We start from the raw sequence: 17,522 nt of genomic DNA, 5'->3' as shown, positions 1-17,522 counted from the left end.
CGACCAGCCGTTGGCGTCAACGCTGGCTTGTCGATTGACGCAACCAGTCGAGAAGTGCCTGGAAGGCAGGCGGCGATCCCACCACCCTGCGGCCCAGAGCCACAGCGCCATGCCCAGCCTCCAGCCATACGGGGAGGTCGCTTACCTCGAGACCACCAGCGGCAATCACGAAGGGCAGGGGGCCAAGGGGCGCCTGCAAGCGGCTCCAGTAACCAGGCCCCAGATTGGCAGCGGGAAACAGCTTGACGACACGACAGCCGAACCGCATGGCCTGGTGAACCTCCGTGGGGCTGAAGACCCCAGGCACCAGCAAGACACCAAGCTCTCTGGCCTGCTCCACGAGCTCAGGGCACCAGCACGGTGCCATGGCGTAGCTGAGATCAAGCCGCGATAGATCGTTGAGCGACTTGGAGACCGTCACCGAAGCCGCCCCAAGATTCAGACCAGGGAATTGGTCTTGCACCCGTTGCATGAACCCCATCCAGCCTGGCTGGTCAACCCAGGCCACTTCGAGATGTCGAAGTCCTGCAGCGTGAAGCTGCTTCACCTGGCCCAACAAACCAGAGCCTGAAGCCGCGAGGTCGTCGGGCTCTGGCCGAATCACCAACAAAAGAGGCTGATGCTGCAGGGATGCCACCAAGAGCTCCTGCCGCACCAGCCAAGGGTTGGAAGACGAATCGAAATCAGACGTATTCGGCGACCCGGACGTCACGTTTAATCAGCAGCTCCTGAAGCTCTTCAGCATCAACAGTCTCCTGCTCAACGAGCATCTCAGCCAATTCATCCAGAACGGCTCGGTTGTCGACCAGAACCTTGGTGGCGCGCTTGTAGGCCACATCAACCAGCTCAGAGACCTCTTTATCGATCATGGCGGCGGTTTCCTCGGAGAAGTCACGCTCCGCAGCGATGTCGCGGCCAAGGAACATGCCACCCTGCGCGCGCCCCAAGGCAACAGGACCCAGCTCATCGCTCATGCCGAAGCGGGTGATCATCTGACGCGCGGTGGACGCAACCTGCTGGAGGTCGTTGGATGCACCAGTGGTGACCTCATCTTCGCCGTAGACAATCTCTTCAGCCACCCGACCGCCAAGGGCAACAGCCATCTGGTTCTGAAGGTAGGCCCGGGAGTAGAGACCTGATTCCATTCGCTCTTCACTGGGGGTGAAGAAGGTCAGACCACCAGCATTACCGCGGGGAATGATCGAGATCTTCTGCACCGGGTCATAGTCCGGCATCAGAGCGCCCACAAGGGCATGACCAGCCTCGTGATAGGCCACCAGGCGAGCGCGACGCTCGCTCATCACACGGTCCTTCTTCTCCGGGCCAGCCATCACCCGTTCAATGGCATCGCTGATCTCATCGTTGCTCACTTCGGTGAGCTCGCGACGGGCCGCAAGGATGGCGGCTTCGTTGAGAAGGTTGGCGAGATCGGCACCGGTGTAACCAGGTGTCCGGCGGGCAACCTTGTCGAGATCGACGTCCTTGGCGAGGGTCTTGCCGCGAGCGTGAACGCCAAGAATTTGTAGACGTCCGGAATAGTCAGGCCGATCAACGGTGACCTGACGATCGAAACGTCCGGGGCGCATCAGAGCGGCATCGAGAACGTCCGGGCGGTTGGTGGCCGCCACGATGATGATTCCGGTGTTGCCCTCGAAACCATCCATCTCCGTCAGGAGCTGGTTCAGCGTTTGCTCACGCTCGTCGTTACCACCGCCGAGGCCTGCACCCCGCTGACGGCCAACGGCATCGATCTCGTCGATGAAGACGATGCAGGGAGCGTTTTTCTTGGCTTGCTCGAAGAGGTCGCGAACGCGGCTGGCACCAACACCAACAAACATCTCAACGAACTCAGAACCAGAGATCGAGAAGAAGGGAACACCTGCTTCACCCGCCACAGCCTTGGCGAGCAGGGTCTTACCGGTGCCAGGAGGCCCCACAAGCAGAACACCCTTGGGGATCTTGGCGCCGACGGCCGTGAAGCGATCGGGGTTCTTGAGGAAGTCGACCACCTCGGTCAGCTCAAGCTTCGCCCCTTCAATGCCGGCCACATCGGTGAAGGTCACCTGGGTGGAGGGCTCCATCTGAACCCGGGCTTTGCTCTTGCCGAACTGCATGGCTGGGTTGCCGCCACCTCCACCCTGGGCGCGCCGGAAGAGGAAGAACAGACCACCAAGCAGCAGCAGAGGGAAGATCAGACTTCCAGCAGCCTGCTGCCAGCCAGGGGTCTGACGGGAGGGCTGCACGGCGATATCAACGCTGTGTTCGGTCAGCAAACCGAGCAGCTCACGATCGGGGGCCAGGTTGACCTGGGCACGACGGCCGTCGTTTTCAACCACCTGGGCGGTGCCTTGATCAGGAGAAATCAGCACACGGCTGATTTGGTCATCCTTCACCGCCTCAACGAACTCGCTGTAGCGGATGGTGTTCACCTGGGGCTGGCTGCCACCGCCGCCACCAAAGAACGCTGGTGCAATCACAACGATCGCCAGAACCAAGAGGGCCCCGAGACCGATATTTCGCCAACGCTTGTTCACAGGTCGCCTCGTAGATGAAGGAATGTTAAACGGGTTCTCAGTCTTCAGGCGGCGCGGAGCACCTCAACCACGCTCTTGAAGGCGAACCACTCGGGAATCTCCTCACCACCGCGCAGCATCTTGCGGAACTGGGTGCCGCTCAGCTTCTTCACGTGCAGGCCACGCGCTTCAGCATGCTCGGCCGTCACATAGCCCTCTTCCTGGGTGTAAACGAGGTTCAGGGAGGGAACGGTTTCCATCGTGAGCTCGGGGGCACACTCCTTCGCGAAGTTCTGAGCGTCGTAAGGGCCATAGAAATCGTCACCGGTGAGAGACGATTTGCAGCCGGCCATATCGCGGCCAATGATGAAGTGGGTGCATCCGTAGTTGCGGCGGATGATCATGTGCTGCAGCGCTTCACGCGGACCGGCCATGTGCATGGCGTAGGGCAGGTAGGCCCAGCGAATGCTGTCGTTGTTCACTTCGGCCGCCAGACGTTCATAGGTCTGGAAGCGAACGGCACCAGGGATGTCGTCCTGCTGAGTGGGACCGCAGGTGGGATGAACGAGCACCACAGCGTTGTCACTGACGTTCTGTGCATGCAGGGCACGGGTGAACAGTTCGTAGTGCGCGCGGTGAATGGGGTTACGGCACTGGAACGCCACCACGTCCTCACCTTCGGGCAGGCCTGCACGCACCTCAGCAGGGGTCTTGCAGGGGAACACCCGCTCGGGCAGAGCAAGACCCTGGAGGCTTCCACCCAGATAGAAGCGCTTGCGCTCCATCGTGATCATCCGAACCGCAGGGTGCTCAATGGAGGTGGTGCCGTAGCAGCCCTTGGCTTCAGCCACTTTGTTGGGTTCCCACTTGTCCTCCACCTCGAGGACGGCCAAGTCCTGACCCTTGTAGGTGAGCAGCAGCTTGTCGCCCACCACCACGTCATCGCGGTCGGTGTCCATCACGATCGGCAGGCCGAACAGCTGGCCAGCAGCCAGACGATGCCCACTGACCACGGCGTCGTAGTCCTCCTGGTGCATGAAGCCACGCAAGGGAGAGAAGCCACCAACACACAGCAGCTCCACATCACAGGCGTTGCGATCGGAACACTCGATCGTTTTGGTCGCCGTGGCTTTCACAGCGGCACGATCCGCCTCGGCCACCATCAGATCAACCAGCGTTCCGCCGTAGGGAGCAATCACACCGGATCGCTGGGCAGGAGCTGAAGCACTGGCGGTCATGGCTGCATGGAAAGATCGGGCGATTCTCCCAGATCGCCGGAGGATTGCAATGGGCCACAAAAAAGGGGGCCTAAGCCCCCTTACAACCTGTTGTGATGACTTCGATCAAGCCTCTTCAAGACGGCCGTAGAGATCGCCAGTGATCTTGATGTCGACCACTTCACGACCACCCATGTCGGAGTCGGAGGGCTGGATGGCGCTGAACACACCAGCGAATTCTCCGGTTTCAGGATCAACCTTGGTGATGGAGAGGCTCATGGTTCCCACACCATCGATGTAGCGCTTGTTGTTGTCCTTCTCGAGCTGTTCGTCATCACCACCAAGTGCCACAAGACCCTGGGCGTACTGAACACCAGTCGTCAGAGCCCGACCCTTGGGATCAATGAAGTTGCTGGTGCGGTAGCTGGGGGTGCGATAGGTGCCTTCAAAGTCGGTGCTGGTGGTCAGAGCCGAGCCCTCAGCAGTGGCATTGAGGGACTTGCTGGAGAACGTGAAGGGGAACTCTTCGCCACCGGGCACCAGAACGGTGATCGGCTGGAAGTCGATGCCACCTTTCTCCTGGAATTGCAGGCCTGATTCCGTCACCTTCAGATCGCCAAAAACGGAGTCGAGGCTGGAGGTGTAACGGGTGAGGATCTTGCCCTCAACAAACTCAGCTTGCTGACGAATGTTCTTGGGCTCCTCCTTGGCATAAACCTGCACGGGGTGCATGCAGATCTCACGCAGCTCGTAGCTGCCACCGGCCGTCAGAGGAATCGAGCCCCGGGCTGAGTCCCCGATCGTGGGGCAATCGTTGGCCTTGCCGGTGTTGTGGATGTCGTCGTAGGTGACGTTGGATCCACCACGCTGAACTGCATCACTGTCGCCACTGCAGGCCGTGGTGAAGAACGCGAGGCAGAGCGCCAGCACGACGGCCAGCAGAGGACGAATGCGCATGGAAGGAGCCGATCGGCTGAACGCTAATGGGGACGGAATGCCGTCAGATCTGGATCTTACAGGGCGAAAAATGACGTCAGGGCTAGCCTTTTGCAGCTCTCAACAACTTGTCGAAAGCGCGTGACATCCAACGATCCCGATTCGACCCAGGCACGGATGGCTCCGGCGATGGCCGCCCTAGGCGAGCTGGCAGAGGAGTTGAGGGGAAATCCCGAAGCACTGCTCACCCTGCTGCGTGAGCTGGAGGCCCTGCATCGCGACGTTCAGGACGGTCCGTTTCGTCAAAGCCTTCCAGAAAACCGCCAGAAATTGTTCACACTTCTGCAGGGAATGGAGAAAAACGGAGGCTGGCCCTACATCCCTCGTCTTCAGCTGCGCACCTTCATCGACCTGCTCGGTCAGGACTCCATCGACGCCGCGGCCTGATCCCGAGCCTCAACCAGAGCATCAACCAATTGATGGGCCAGAGAGAGCTTTGCCGTCACAGGCAGCTCCCGTCTCCAGCCATCTCCAAGCAACCAGCCTCCATTGGGTTGGTCCCCGAAACCCTGACCATCTCGGTCCACGGGATTCACCATCATCAGATCGCAGCCCTTCGCCAGCCGCTTGCTTTCAGCCCGCTCCAGCAAATGGGCATCGCTGCCTGTGAGCGCTGAGAAGCCGAGAACCAACTGTCCGGGGCAGCGTTGGCGGGTCAGATTCGACAGCAAATCAGGCACTTCTGCCCAACCGGAGACAAGAGCCTGCTGAAGATCCTGCTTGGCCAGTTTGTTTGAGGGAGCGGCATCGCGCCGCAGGTCAGCGACGGCAGCAGCCATGACGAGCACATCGGCTCCGGGCTGAGCCAACTGCAGAGTTGAACCGAGTTCGGCGGCACTCTCCACCGCAGTGCACTCCAGGCCTTCAAGCCAGGCGTCGGGGAGATCCAATGGACCATGCACCAGATGAACGGTGGCACCCCGGAAGCGTGCCGCCTGCGCCAGCAACACACCCATGCGGCCGCTGCTGCGGTTGCTCAGGAAACGGGCCGGATCAATCGACTCTTGCGTCGGTCCAGCCGAAACAAGAACGGTCATCCCCGAGCAATCAAGGGTCACGTCAGGAATTCCCGAACCGCGGCTGAATACAGACGAAGCCGCCAACTCAATCAACAGCGGATCAGCCATGCGCCCATCGCCGACGCGATCACAGGCCAAGAGACCGGACGCCGGCACGAGGGGGATCACCCCAGGGAAGGATTGAACCTGCTGCCAGTTGCGTTGCACCGCAGGGTGACGCCACATGGCCGTATTCATCGCCGGAGCCGCGATGACAGGAGCTTCCATGGCCAGCAGAACACTGGCGAGCAGACCGTCGGCTGAACCCTGGCTCCAGCGGGACAGGCTGCTGGCACTCAGGGGCGCAACGATGGCCAACTCCGCCCACTCCGCCAACTCGATGTGCAAGGGCCTGGATGAGGCGGAGTCCCACTGGTCGGCCTCGAGATAGCAGCGATGGCGACTGAGGCTGGCGAGCGCCACGGGACTCACCAAGGCAGCACCACTGGTGGTCACAAGACAGCGCACCTCAGCGCCGGCCTTAATCAGCGCGCTGACGAGCAAGGGCGTCTTAACAGCAGCAATGCTGCCGCTGACGGCCACTAGAACACGCCGCCCGCACAGTGGTGACGACAGTGGCGACGACAGTGGCGACGCCTGCTCAGTCTTCATCAAAAGGTTCTTGGTCCACCAAATGGTGGTACGGAAGGATCAGTTCAGGCCGGTGAATGGCCAGCGCCCGAAGCAGGTGCCAATCCGAAAGGCTGTCGAAAGGAGAGGGGTAATCGTCCTCTTCAAGCCGGCGGGCGAGTTCGGCCGTCGAGGCCTCGTCAAAAGCTTCGAGCCGTTCCTGCGTAAGCATCGAGCCGTCCTCAGACCCCATTCATGGCAGTTTGACGCAGGCCGTGCCGGCTAGCGTTGTCTGACCGGGGAATTAGCTCAGTTGGTAGAGCGCTGCGATCGCACCGCAGAGGTCAGGGGTTCGAATCCCCTATTCTCCACTGCGCTTTTGCAGCGTCGCCTGCCACTCATTGGCCTGTTTGTCCTTGTGGTTTTCAGCACCGTGGCACGACCTTCAGCCCTGCTCACCTTCACACTCCTGGCTGCAGCCGGTGCGATAAGTCGCGCCCCATCGCGCCGCAGCTGACCCCCCATGAGGTAAAAGGGGTGTTGAACTCCCCCGTAGCCGATGTCGCAATCGAAGCGCGAGCAGGTCGTGAGCCACCTGCGCTACATCCGCCAAGAGCTGCGCGAGATGCACCAAGGAGTCATGGAAGACGGCCTTCTTCCCGAAGCCGGCGAAGTTCGCGGGGTGATGGCACAAATGGAAGCCCTGCTGGAACTTCTCGAAGGCAAAGCGTCCAGAAAAGCGAAGGCTGAGTCCAAATAACTTTCAGCGCAAGCCGTTGTCAAAGCCCTCAGCTCTGGCTTTGCTGCGCCAATCCCCATCACCTGGCCCGGGCTTGCCCCGGGTTTTTTTATTGAAATCTCCTATCCGTAGTGTCTGATGCCTGCAGGTTGCCTACGGGTGGTGTAAACAGGGGCTGGCAGGGGCATGGCCGGGTGATGGGGATCACTGGTTTCGACCCTGCCTCTTCCCCTGAAACCAGTGCCGTGCAACGGCTTCAATCCACCCGGCTGCAAACCAACGTTGGAGCAGCATTTCAAAGGCTGGATCGATGGGCGCGAAATCCTTGGCGGCGGTTTTCCTTGCTGGCCCTTGCCGGACTCATTGGCTTTTTGATCGGTAGCGCCATCACATCAGTGGCAGGCGTTCTCGGGCAGATGGACCCCGTGGCTGCGCTTGTGGTGGTTCTTGGCACTGAACTCACGATCCGGCGCCGACGCAGCTCCGAACCATCACTGAAGCTGCCCCAACAGCTCCTGGATCTTGGTCGCATTGGATTTCTCTACGGCCTCTTTCTCGAAGGGTTCAAGCTGATCTGAAGCAGAACCGTTCAAAACAGCCAACCAAGATTGCGACTCAAGCCCTTCGGAATGAATCCGTTGGAATGCACATGGCGAGCAACCATTACTTCCTGGAGCTTGAACCGCCAGCGGAGCAGCTGCGTCATGCACCGGATGTGGTCATCGGCGGCGGCGGCTTTGCAAGGGTCCAAGCCAGTGCATTCGCCGACCTGCATGGCTTCAGATTTTCCGGACGCCTGGGCCTGCTGCTGTGGGCCATCGTTCACCTGGCCTTGATCCCCAACCGAGAGAACCGAATCACCTTGAGCATCAAATGGCTGTACGCCCTGGCGACCCGGCAACGGGCCTCGATTCTGCTAACAGGAATGCCCAGCCAGCATCTAGCGCTTGATGCTGAGGATGCCCACTTCCCGATGGCCAGCGGCAAAGGTCCCTCCATCGCAGAACCCGATGCCGCCCTCAAGGCAGCGATGGATTACTACGCCCATCAGCTCAGTGGCCTCCCCAAAACTCAGGAGCTGCTCGACACCAAGGAGGCCTCAGTTGCGGATTCGGAAGCTGCCATCAAATAGAGCAAGGCCATCCGGGTGGGCACGCCATTCCTGACCTGCTCTTCCACAAGGCTGACGCGCGGGTCATCCAGAAGCGAGCCACTCAATTCGACGCCGCGATTGACCGGGCCGGGGTGCAGTACAGGAACGTTCTCCCCACAGAGCTGCATGCGCTCATGGCTCAGCCCGAAGTCCCGGTGATAGCGCTCCAGGCTGGTGAGCAACTGCTGGCCCATCCGTTCCTTCTGAAGCCGCAGGGTCATCACGGCATCGGCGCCCGGCAGCGCATGCTCCAGGCGCCGCACCACGCTGACCTTGCCCCGATGCGGCACCGGATCCTTCAGCAGACCAGGGGGCGGAGCATCCACGAAGACCGAAAAATCCTCGGGAACAAGGCTGGGAGGACCGCACAACACCACATCCGCGCCACAGGCCGTCAAAGCCCAGAGATTGGAACGGGCCACCCGCGAGTGAAGGATGTCTCCGACAATCACAATCCGGCGTCCCTGCAGCGCTTCCGGCATGGGGTACTGGGGTGAGAAATGCCGGGCAAGAGTGAGCAGATCCAGCAGTCCCTGACTGGGATGACTGTGAAGTCCATCGCCCCCATTAAGCACCACGGTGCGCTCACCCATCTGCTGCAGATCCAGCGCCAGTTGCTGCGGCACACCGGTGGAACGGTGGCGCACCACCAGAACGTCGGCCCCCATGGCCACGTAGGTGCGCGCTGTGTCGAGAACGCTTTCCCCTTTGCTGAGTGAGCTGCTGGAGGGTGAAAAGCTCATCACGTCTGCCGAGAGACGCTTGGCCGCCAACTCAAAACTGCTGCGAGTTCGGGTGCTGGGCTCGAAGAACAGCGTTGCCACCAGACGGCCCTGCAAGGCGGGCAGTTTGCGGGCACCAGTGACGGGCAGTGAACGAAACCGCTGGGCCAGCTCAAGCACAGCTGCAAAGTCTTCCCGCGAAAACGAGGCGAGATCCAGCACGTGTCGATGCGGCCAGCCACTCATGACGACGACTCCAGCGATGGCGCCCAGCACTGTGCCTTGGGTGGCATGCGATCTCCCCGAGCTCGTCTGCTGACACTGCGACTGCTCCGCAGGTACCAGCGCCATGGGGTTGCAGCGCCCTGGGAAATGCCGATCCGGGTGGTTGTCACAAGATCCTGGCTGGCAAATGTGTCTGACCTTGGGGCCATCCACACGTCATGTTCGCCCGTCACCGGACGGCTGTCATCACAGCGATCAAGCCCGAAACGTCGTGCCAGCAGGCCGGGCCCTGCAGCAATCCGCTCCGGTTCATCGGGAAGTGCCACGGCACGCAGCAACACTCCGTTGGCCCAATCGGCCCGATCGGTGACCACGTTCACGCAGTGGTGGATGCCATAGCTGACATACACATAAAACCGCCCTGGCTCACCAAACAGCGTTTCGTTCTGCGGCGAACGCCTGCGGTAGCCGTGGCAGGCGGGATCGTCCTGGGAATAGGCCTCTGTTTCCACAATCACCCCCCAAAGCAAACTGCCGTCCGCTTGGCGTTTCACCAACCTGCAGCCCACCAGATCGGGGCCCACGATCTGAGCCGGACGGGCAAAAAAATTGAGCGGAAGCGAAACGAAATCGATGACAGGCTGCCGGCTGGCGGCCACGCTTGTTTCAGCTTGAACGTTGCAGGCTGTGGACAGCAACCTCCAGGCACGGCGTGATGGGGTGTTTCTGGTGCTGGCGGGTTTGTTCCTCGGAACCCTCGGCATGCTCAACATTCTGGGCCTGACGCGCTTCCTGCAACTGGGCAGCATCGGCGGCTGGCCGATCGTGGTGGCCGTTGGCGCACTGCCTTACCCGATCACGTTCCTCTGCACTGATCTGATCAGCGAACTCTGGGGAGAACAGAAAGCCAATCAAGTGGTGTGGGTCGGGCTGCTGCTCAACGGCTGGGTTCTGCTGATCCTCTGGCTGGGGGGCGTTCTGCCGGGCATGAGCGGCAGCGATGACACCACCTTTCGCACCATTCAGCAGCTCAGTTTCGGTTCGGTTGGCGCCTCGATGGTGGCTTACCTCACGGCGCAGTTCGTGGACGTGCGGCTGTTCCATTTCTGGAAACAGCTCACCAAAGGCAAGGCGCTCTGGCTGCGCAACAACGGCTCCACCCTGGTGAGCCAGTTGGTGGACACCAGTGCAGTGGTGCTGATCAGCCATTACGGCGCCCATGTGCTGCCTGTGCAGCCGGAACGGTCCGTGCTGCCCCAGCTGATCAGCTTTATTGGCAGCGGGTACCTGTTCAAAGTGCTGGCGGCGTTGAGCGACACGCTTCCCTTCATCTGGCTCACGGGATGGCTGCGGGATTGGCTGGACATTCCTGAACAAGAAGGCGAACTCACAACAGAAGCCCCGTCATCGATGCATGAAGGGCGCATCCACTCCAAACTGATGTGAGTTCAGGCCAGGTGATGGACGCAGCCACCTCCAGCTTCAACCTCGGCACTGTGCTTCTCGCCAGCATCGTGCTGTTCCCCTTGGCCTGCCTGTTCTTCGGAACGCGCGGCGGCTACTACAACACCGATCAGTACGACGGCAACGGCACCGCCCACTGATCGGCGGGAGTTGAGCGATCATCGGGTCACTGGTTCAGCCTGAATGACCGCTGCAACTCCCGGTCCTGTCGACAGCACGGACGCCATTCGCCTCGCCCTGCGCAGTTGGCCTGAAGTGGAGAGCTACCTCCAAGGCTGCAAGGGGGTGATCATCCCCCTGGGATCCACCGAGCAGCACGGTCCCACGGGCGCCATCGGCACAGACGCCCTTACCGCAGAAGCGGTGGCCCTTGAGGTGGGTCGTCGCACCGGCGTTTTGGTCACCCCAGCCCAGGCCTTCGGCATGGCGGAACACCATCTTGGTTTCGCGGGAACGATGAGCCTGCAGCCAGCAACGCTTCTGGCCGTTCTGCACGACCTGGTGTTGTCCCTGGGCCGCCATGGCTTCGAACGGGTGTTCGTGATCAATGGCCATGGCGGCAACATTGCAACGGCCAAAGCCGCCTTTGCCCAGGCCCACGGCACCGCCGCCACCCGCAATCTCCCCGTTGCCCCGCAGCTGCGTTGTCGGCTGGCCAACTGGTTCATGGCCGGCCCCGTGATGCGCCAGGCACGCGATCTGTATGGCGACAAAGAAGGCCATCACGCCACGCCCAGCGAAATCGCTGTCACCCTCGCCATGGAGCCGAGCCTGCAGAGCAAGCAGCGACCGCTGCCCGACCCCGCGCCAGCAGGCCCCATCCATGGACCGGACGACTTCCGGCGCCGTCACCCCGATGGACGCATGGGGTCCCACCCCTCCTTGGCCACCGCCCAGCACGGTGAGGCCTTGCTGGAGACAGCTGCCACCGCGTTGAGCGAGGATCTGCGCACGTTCCTCGGCGAGTCATGAGCCAGATTTCCAGCGACGACGTCCGCAAGGTGGCCCAGCTCGCCCGCCTTGATCTGCCCGAGGACAAGATTGCGACCTACACCGGTCAGCTCGAGTCCATCCTCGAGTACGTGGGTCAGCTTCAGCAGGTGGACACCGAAGGCGTTCCGGAAACCACCCGAGCCGTGGAGGTGACCAACGTCACCCGGGCCGATGGTGTGCAGCCGACCCCCGTTCGCGAAGACATTCTCAACCAGGCACCCCAGAGAGAGGGTGACTTCTTCCGGGTTCCGAAAATCCTGGCCGACTGAACCCGGATCAGCGGGACACCGAACGTTTGGGCTCGGTTTTGATCGCGATGCGATCAACAAAACCGAGCCAGTGGCGACGCAGCCCCCGACCGGGCATGAAACGTGCTGCGCGCCTCATCTTTCCGCTGCGGCGCTTGTGGCTGCGCACTCCCACAAGGATGTCGTAAAGGAAGTTGTAACCATCCCGGCGGGTCTCAAAAATTCCCAACCGTTGGGGAGATCCCTTGGCGTCGAGCAGAGGCTTGGTGGCCTCATAGGCCGGTTTGTATTCGAACCAGGGAATGGATGGCCAGAGGTGATGAACCAGGTGATAGTTCTGCCCCATGATCAGCCAGTTCATCAGCCTGCCTGGGTAGATCCTGGCATTCGTCCAGCGGTTGCGGGAGGTGAACGGCCGATGCGGGAGATAGTCGAAGAACAAACCCAGCGTCACGCCCACCATCAGGGCAGGGGCAAACCAGCAGTTGAAGATGAACGGCAGGAAGGCAAAGCGTGCAGCCGCCAGCACGATCACCACAAAAATGCTGCGCTCAAGCCCCCACTGCATCAACTCCCAGCGGCGCCAGAGGCGACGCTGAAAGAAAAACCACTCGTGATAGAAAAATCTCGGGGCGATCAGCCAGAGCGGCCCGAACGTGCTGACGATGTGGTCCGGGTCGTTCTTCGGGTCATTCACATGGGCGTGATGCTCAAGATGCACTCGCGTGAACACGGGAAAGCTGAACCCGAGCAACAGCGCCGAGCCATGGCCCATGGCCTGGTTGATCCATCGATTGGGATGGGCTGCGTTGTGGCAGGCGTCATGGATCACCGTCCCTTCCAGATGCAGCGCCAGAAAGCCCGTGCAAAGCAGCACCGGCAGGGGCAAGGCCGCCACAAACCAGCCCCAGATGGTCAGAGCCGCCAGGGCATAACCGCCTAGGAAGAGGCCAACGGTGGGGTTCCAGAAGGCCGGCGGGTCAACGAATTCGCGTGGAACCGAGCGATAGCCCATTCCGACCGGACGAGGCTGCTGTTGTTGAGCAGTGCTCTGATGCATCCGGAGGTCAGGCAACAAGTCTGTAACGATCCCGAACCACGGTAGGGAAAGGAATGCCCACCGGGGGACTTGAACCCCCACGACCAAAGCCACTGGTACCTAAAACCAGCGCGTCTACCAATTCCGCCAGGTGGGCAACGCCCCGACTTTAGAGATCGCACCAGAATGGGAGCAGACCGCCACACCTCGGATGCTTGCGACCCTCAGCGGCGATCTCTGCCTCCTGCTCGGCCTGGCACTCCTGTTGCTTCCCCTTCTGGCCGTTGAACTCAGTCGTCCCCGCGATGGTGTTTGGGGCGCTGTGGTCTTGCTGCTGGGTCTCGTTCTGGTCACCAGCACGGACCGTCTGCGGGGAGCACCGATGCTGGCGGTTCTCTGCGCCGGCCTGTTGATCGCACGCTTGGGATCCGAGGTCGGACAGGCCCGCTGGAACAGCCTCAGCGAAACCGAGCAGCAGCGGTTCACCTCGCCCGATCATTGGCGCACCAGCCTTCAACAACTGTTGATCACCACAGGCCGAGTGGGCGAAGGCATCAGCGGCATTGCCAAACAACTCAAACCGGCCGGGAAATCAGGGGTTACGGGCAAAAAATGGGTGCGTCCCGAGTCCCCCGAAACCACTGACACAAGCGACACCGAATCAGCCGAAGCCGCCAAGGTCACATCTCCAGAGGGCGAAGACTGATAATCCCGAGGCCAGAGCAGGGACCACGTGAGCAAGGAGACGCGCGACGCCGCCGCTGAGGAACGCCCCTCCTACAAACACACCCTCAATCTGCTGCAAACGGGATTCGGCATGCGCGCCAATGCCGTCCAACGCGAACCTGAACTGCAGGGCTTCTGGAAAGACCACGGCATCGACGGCGAGCTGGGCCTGAACAACAGCGGCCCAACCTTCACCCTCCATGACGGCCCGCCCTACGCCAACGGGGCTCTGCACATGGGGCATGCCCTCAACAAGGTGCTGAAGGACGTCATCAACAAATATCAGGTGTTGAACGGACGGCGAGTGCGCTACGTACCGGGCTGGGACTGCCACGGTCTGCCGATCGAGCTCAAGGTGCTGCAGTCGATGGATCAGGAGCAGCGCAAGGCGCTGACACCGATCAAGCTGCGCAAGAAGGCCGCCGCCTACGCCCGCAAACAGGTGGATGGCCAGATGAAGGGCTTCCAGCGCTGGGGCATCTGGGCGGACTGGGAGCAGCCGTATCTGACTCTGCAAAAGGAGTACGAATCGGCTCAGATTCGGGTGTTTGGCGAGATGGTGCTCAAGGGGCACATCTACCGGGGCCTGAAACCGGTGCACTGGAGCCCGAGTTCACGCACCGCTTTAGCCGAAGCCGAACTGGAGTACCCCGACGGCCACACCAGTCCCAGCGTCTACGCCGCCTTCCCAGCCGTGGAGCTTCCAGCGGCGCTGCGGGATGCACTCAAGGCCGAGGGCCTGGACCTGCCCACGGAGACGGACGCCCTTGGGAAGGCCCTGCAGGTGGCGATCTGGACCACCACCCCCTGGACGCTGCCGGCCAACCTGGCGGTGTCGGTGAATGAAAGGCTCGAATACGCCCTGACCGACGACGGCGAAGGCCGACTGCTGCTGGTGGCTGCCGATCTGATCGAGACGCTGAGCGGCACCCTCGCGCGCCCACTGAGCCGGCGCGCCACCGTCAAAGGCGCTCTGCTCGCTGGGCTGACCTACCGCCACCCGCTGCTGGATCGCACCAGTCCGGTGGTGATCGGGGGCGATTACATCACCACCGAATCAGGCACAGGCCTCGTGCACACCGCACCTGGTCACGGCGTCGACGACTTCCACACCGGCCAGAAGAACGGCCTGCCGGTGCTCTGCCCTGTGGACGAAGCCGGCAACCTCACGGACGAGGCCGGGCCGTTCGCGGGCCTGAATGTGCTCAAGGATGCCAACCCCAAGATCATTGAGGCGCTGGAGTCCGCCGGGGCCCTGCTCAAGCAGGAGGCCTATGGCCACCGCTACCCCTACGACTGGCGCACCAAGAAACCCACCATCTTCCGGGCCACGGAACAGTGGTTTGCCTCCGTGGAAGGGTTCCGTCAACAGGCCCTGGATGCGATCGCCGCCGTGGAGTGGACCCCTGCTTCCGGTCGCAACCGGATCGAATCGATGGTCAAGGAGCGGGGCGACTGGTGCATCTCCCGTCAGCGCACCTGGGGGGTGCCGATCCCCGTCTTTTATCACCGCAGCAACGGCGAGGTGCTGCTGAACGCCGACACCCTGGAGCACATCCAGGCGTTGATCGCCGAGCACGGCGCCGACGTCTGGTGGGAGAAAGACGAAGCGGATCTGCTGCCGCCCGCCTACGCCGACCAGGCCGATCAGTGGCGCAAGGGCACCGACACCATGGACGTGTGGTTCGACTCCGGCTCAAGCTGGGCTGCCGTCGCCAGCCAGCAGGACAACCTGAGCTATCCCGCCGACCTGTACTTGGAAGGGTCCGACCAGCACCGCGGCTGGTTCCAGAGTTCACTGCTCACCTCGGTCGCCGTGAATGGCCACGCTCCCTACAAGCGGGTGCTCACCCATGGCTTCGCCTTGGATGAGAAGGGCCGCAAGATGAGTAAATCCCTCGGCAACGTGGTCGACCCGATGGTGATCATCGAGGGGGGCAAAAACCAGAAACAGGAACCGCCCTACGGCGCCGATGTGCTGCGGCTCTGGGTGAGCTCGGTGGATTACTCCGCCGATGTGCCGATCGGAGCCGGGATTCTGCGCCAGCTGGCCGATGTGTATCGCAAGGTGCGCAACACCAGCCGCTATCTGCTGGGCAACCTGCACGACTTCAATCCGGCAACCGACGCGATCCCGATTGCGGAACTGCCGTTGCTGGACCGCTGGATGCTGCAGCGCACGGCCGAGGTGATGGACGACATCACAGAAGCCTTCGAAAGCTTCGAGTTCTTCCGCTTCTTCCAGCTGCTGCAGAACTTCTGTGTCACCGATCTGTCGAACTTCTACCTCGACATCGCCAAGGACAGGCTCTACGTGAGTGCCCCCGCCGACCATCGCCGGCGCAGCTGCCAGACCGTGATGGCCCTGATCATCGAACGCCTGGCCGGACTGATCGCTCCTGTCTTGTGCCACATGGCCGAAGACATCTGGCAGAACCTGCCTTACCCCGTGGAGGAGACATCGGTCTTCCACCGGGGCTGGCCGACGGTTCCAGTCGAGTGGTGTGATGCTGCTCTCAGCGCTCCGGTTCAAGAGCTGCGGGAGCTCCGCGCCGCCGTCAACAAAGTGATTGAAGATTGCCGCGGCCGTCAGGAACTTGGCGCATCGCTTGAGGCAGCCGTGCGGATTGACGCCCGCCGTCCGGAACTCCAGGCCGCTCTCTCCTGGCTGAGTGAGACGGGGGATCCCGAGGTGGACGGTCTGCGGGACTGGCTGCTGGTCTCACAACTGCAGATTGGCGGCGAGCCCTGGGCCGAAGTGCTGGCCAGCCAGGACGACGAGCTCGCATCGATCGAGGTGAGCCGAGCGCGGGGAACCAAATGCGAGCGCTGCTGGCACTACGAGGGGGATGTGGGTCAGCACCCGGAGCATCCCCACATCTGCGGACGCTGTGTTGGCGTTCTGGAACGCCGGACTCACCAGTTGGCCTGAGCCAGGAGATCGTTCGGCGGCATCGGTCCAGCCAGGACAACCTCTTGACCTGGCGACAAGGGCCCCTGCAGCAGCTCAGCCTGATCGAGGCTGGTTCCCTCAGGGAGAACGCAGGCATCAGGGTCAAAGGCGGTTGGATGGGTGGTGCTGCTGCTGAACCCACGGAAGATCAGCAACTCAAACGGCTCATCCACGACCTGACCCCGTAGGCGGACAACTCGCTGGGGCTGAACACGCGTTCGCTCTTCCAGGGCCTGAACCAGCGCCTGGTCAGTCATCAGAAATCCCCCGCCACGCGGCCGTAACGGGGCAAACGCACCAACAGCCACTGCAGCAAACCAGCCAGGTAAGCCACCAGGGCGACGTACCCCACAAAGGCAGCAACGGCCTCGGTCCACAAACCACCGAACAGAAAATTGAACACCGTGGCCGCAAGACCATGGATGCCCTGAGGAGCTTCCAGCCAGGTGAGGCATGCCGAGGACGCCAGCTGTTGCATGCAGCCCAAACCCGTCACGCTCATGCCCAGGCTGATGAGAGCAAACCCACTGAATGCCCAACGCCACACCTTCACGGCAAGGGGCAGCGGACGCCAGGGCGGCTGGTCGGCCAGCTCCTCATTGATGTCGACCCAGAACCACAGGCTGATCACCATCAACACCGGTGCGACAACCGCCAGGGCGTAGCCCAAGGGCCGCTGATCCGTCAGCAGCAAGAGGCTGATTGCCATCAGGCTGGCCACTTTCCAATAGATCCCGAGCAGCCGAAGCACCAACGGCTCGCGACGCCAGGACGACCAGATCAACAGGACCAAAGGCACGCCAACGGCGAAGGTGGCGGCCAGGCGATAGGTCAGCCACACCAGAGCGCGGTACGTGAGCTCGTTCACTGGGGACTGTCACAGTGCCGCCATTATCAACGTCCCGA

21 protein-coding genes and 2 tRNA genes are annotated in these 17,522 nt (G+C 61.8%); 11 read left to right on the top strand and 12 right to left on the bottom strand.

Going from position 1 to position 17,522, the window contains the following annotated elements; genetic code table 11:
• Positions 1–16: 16 nt before the first annotated feature.
• The 4 genes from SynM161_RS01455 to SynM161_RS01440 all read right to left on the bottom strand — a co-directional run bounded on the left by SynM161_RS01455 (position 17) and on the right by SynM161_RS01440 (position 4,687).
• Positions 17–712, bottom strand: coding sequence for a bifunctional 4-hydroxy-2-oxoglutarate aldolase/2-dehydro-3-deoxy-phosphogluconate aldolase (locus SynM161_RS01455; protein ID WP_186541778.1), 696 nt, complete (start codon positions 710–712; stop codon positions 17–19).
• Entirely contained in the window at positions 684–2,534 is a 1,851-nt protein-coding gene (gene ftsH, locus SynM161_RS01450) for an ATP-dependent zinc metalloprotease FtsH (RefSeq protein WP_006851961.1), read from the bottom strand. The genes SynM161_RS01455 and ftsH overlap by 29 nt, the downstream gene beginning before the upstream one ends.
• Before the next feature lie 44 nt (positions 2,535–2,578).
• Entirely contained in the window at positions 2,579–3,751 is a 1,173-nt protein-coding gene (gene sat, locus SynM161_RS01445) for a sulfate adenylyltransferase (protein WP_115009528.1), read from the bottom strand.
• Between the two features lie 105 nt (positions 3,752–3,856).
• Positions 3,857–4,687 (bottom strand): photosystem II manganese-stabilizing polypeptide, encoded by an 831-nt coding sequence (locus SynM161_RS01440; RefSeq protein ID WP_186496953.1) that lies wholly within the window; start codon positions 4,685–4,687, stop codon positions 3,857–3,859.
• Between the two features lie 120 nt (positions 4,688–4,807).
• On the opposite strand from SynM161_RS01440, the gene SynM161_RS01435 reads away from it, so the two are divergent.
• Positions 4,808–5,113 (top strand): hypothetical protein, encoded by a 306-nt coding sequence (locus SynM161_RS01435; RefSeq protein WP_186541777.1) that lies wholly within the window; start codon positions 4,808–4,810, stop codon positions 5,111–5,113.
• Here the strand turns inward: SynM161_RS01435 and coaBC are convergent.
• Together coaBC and SynM161_RS01425 are read right to left on the bottom strand one after the other, a co-directional pair.
• Complete coding sequence (gene coaBC / locus SynM161_RS01430; RefSeq protein ID WP_186541776.1) at positions 5,086–6,396, bottom strand: bifunctional phosphopantothenoylcysteine decarboxylase/phosphopantothenate--cysteine ligase CoaBC; 1,311 nt, start codon at positions 6,394–6,396, stop codon at positions 5,086–5,088. The genes SynM161_RS01435 and coaBC overlap by 28 nt on opposite strands.
• Entirely contained in the window at positions 6,386–6,607 is a 222-nt protein-coding gene (locus tag SynM161_RS01425) for a DUF2555 domain-containing protein (protein WP_114988156.1), read from the bottom strand. Before SynM161_RS01425 ends, coaBC begins: the two co-directional genes overlap by 11 nt.
• A gap of 45 nt (positions 6,608–6,652) precedes the next feature.
• Here SynM161_RS01425 and SynM161_RS01420 point away from each other — a divergent pair.
• From SynM161_RS01420 to SynM161_RS01405, 4 genes are all read left to right on the top strand, one after another.
• Positions 6,653–6,725: transfer RNA gene (locus SynM161_RS01420), tRNA-Ala, on the top strand.
• A gap of 188 nt (positions 6,726–6,913) precedes the next feature.
• Positions 6,914–7,114, top strand: a complete 201-nt coding sequence (locus SynM161_RS01415) for a hypothetical protein (RefSeq protein ID WP_011363323.1) — start codon at positions 6,914–6,916, stop codon at positions 7,112–7,114.
• A 176-nt stretch (positions 7,115–7,290) separates the two neighbouring features.
• Positions 7,291–7,671 (top strand): DUF565 domain-containing protein, encoded by a 381-nt coding sequence (locus SynM161_RS01410; RefSeq protein ID WP_170951337.1) that lies wholly within the window; start codon positions 7,291–7,293, stop codon positions 7,669–7,671.
• Positions 7,672–7,742: 71 nt separating this feature from the next.
• The gene (locus tag SynM161_RS01405; protein WP_186541775.1) at positions 7,743–8,225 is read left to right on the top strand and encodes a hypothetical protein; all 483 of its coding nucleotides are present in this window, start codon (positions 7,743–7,745) and stop codon (positions 8,223–8,225) included.
• On the opposite strand, the gene SynM161_RS01400 is transcribed toward SynM161_RS01405, so the two are convergent.
• Positions 8,165–9,214, bottom strand: a complete 1,050-nt coding sequence (locus tag SynM161_RS01400; protein ID WP_186541774.1) for an aspartate carbamoyltransferase catalytic subunit — start codon at positions 9,212–9,214, stop codon at positions 8,165–8,167. The two genes, SynM161_RS01405 and SynM161_RS01400, sit on opposite strands and share 61 nt — an antisense overlap.
• Positions 9,211–9,852: a DNA-3-methyladenine glycosylase gene (locus SynM161_RS01395; protein WP_186541773.1), complete on the bottom strand. Its 642-nt coding sequence runs from the start codon at positions 9,850–9,852 to the stop codon at positions 9,211–9,213. Before SynM161_RS01395 ends, SynM161_RS01400 begins: the two co-directional genes overlap by 4 nt.
• A gap of 28 nt (positions 9,853–9,880) precedes the next feature.
• Here SynM161_RS01395 and SynM161_RS01390 point away from each other — a divergent pair, with 28 nt between their 5' ends.
• Genes SynM161_RS01390 through gatC form a run of 4 tightly spaced genes read left to right on the top strand, consistent with a single transcriptional unit; the run spans position 9,881 to position 11,919 of the window.
• A complete protein-coding gene (locus SynM161_RS01390) occupies positions 9,881–10,639 on the top strand; it encodes a queuosine precursor transporter (RefSeq protein ID WP_186541772.1) in 759 nt (252 codons plus the stop codon).
• Between the two features lie 14 nt (positions 10,640–10,653).
• Positions 10,654–10,797 (top strand): hypothetical protein, encoded by a 144-nt coding sequence (locus SynM161_RS01385; RefSeq protein ID WP_170950905.1) that lies wholly within the window; start codon positions 10,654–10,656, stop codon positions 10,795–10,797.
• A gap of 43 nt (positions 10,798–10,840) precedes the next feature.
• On the top strand, positions 10,841–11,629 hold the full coding sequence (locus tag SynM161_RS01380; RefSeq protein ID WP_115081579.1) for a creatininase family protein: 789 nt from the start codon (positions 10,841–10,843) through the stop codon (positions 11,627–11,629).
• Positions 11,626–11,919: an Asp-tRNA(Asn)/Glu-tRNA(Gln) amidotransferase subunit GatC gene (gene gatC, locus SynM161_RS01375; RefSeq protein WP_115009536.1), complete on the top strand. Its 294-nt coding sequence runs from the start codon at positions 11,626–11,628 to the stop codon at positions 11,917–11,919. The genes SynM161_RS01380 and gatC overlap by 4 nt, the downstream gene beginning before the upstream one ends.
• 7 nt (positions 11,920–11,926) lie before the next feature.
• On the opposite strand, the gene crtR is transcribed toward gatC, so the two are convergent.
• The gene (crtR, locus tag SynM161_RS01370; protein WP_186542344.1) at positions 11,927–12,958 is read right to left on the bottom strand and encodes a beta-carotene hydroxylase; all 1,032 of its coding nucleotides are present in this window, start codon (positions 12,956–12,958) and stop codon (positions 11,927–11,929) included.
• Between the two features lie 54 nt (positions 12,959–13,012).
• Positions 13,013–13,094 (bottom strand) — tRNA-Leu (locus SynM161_RS01365).
• A 54-nt stretch (positions 13,095–13,148) separates the two neighbouring features.
• Between SynM161_RS01365 and SynM161_RS01360 the strand changes: the two genes are divergently transcribed.
• Complete coding sequence (locus SynM161_RS01360) at positions 13,149–13,643, top strand: Ycf66 family protein (protein ID WP_186541771.1); 495 nt, start codon at positions 13,149–13,151, stop codon at positions 13,641–13,643.
• A 27-nt stretch (positions 13,644–13,670) separates the two neighbouring features.
• Positions 13,671–16,595 (top strand): isoleucine--tRNA ligase, encoded by a 2,925-nt coding sequence (gene ileS / locus SynM161_RS01355; protein WP_186541770.1) that lies wholly within the window; start codon positions 13,671–13,673, stop codon positions 16,593–16,595.
• Here the strand turns inward: ileS and SynM161_RS01350 are convergent.
• A complete protein-coding gene (locus SynM161_RS01350) occupies positions 16,580–16,873 on the bottom strand; it encodes a hypothetical protein (protein WP_186541769.1) in 294 nt (97 codons plus the stop codon). The two genes, ileS and SynM161_RS01350, sit on opposite strands and share 16 nt — an antisense overlap.
• Positions 16,873–17,484: a DUF3177 family protein gene (locus SynM161_RS01345; RefSeq protein WP_186541768.1), complete on the bottom strand. Its 612-nt coding sequence runs from the start codon at positions 17,482–17,484 to the stop codon at positions 16,873–16,875. Before SynM161_RS01345 ends, SynM161_RS01350 begins: the two co-directional genes overlap by 1 nt.
• Positions 17,485–17,522 lie beyond the last annotated feature (38 nt).

Origin of the sequence: Synechococcus sp. M16.1 (assembly GCF_014279895.1) — a bacterium.
In the GTDB taxonomy this organism is placed as follows: Bacteria; Cyanobacteriota; Cyanobacteriia; order PCC-6307; family Cyanobiaceae; genus Parasynechococcus.
This window is presented reverse-complemented; position numbering and strand designations above follow the sequence as displayed.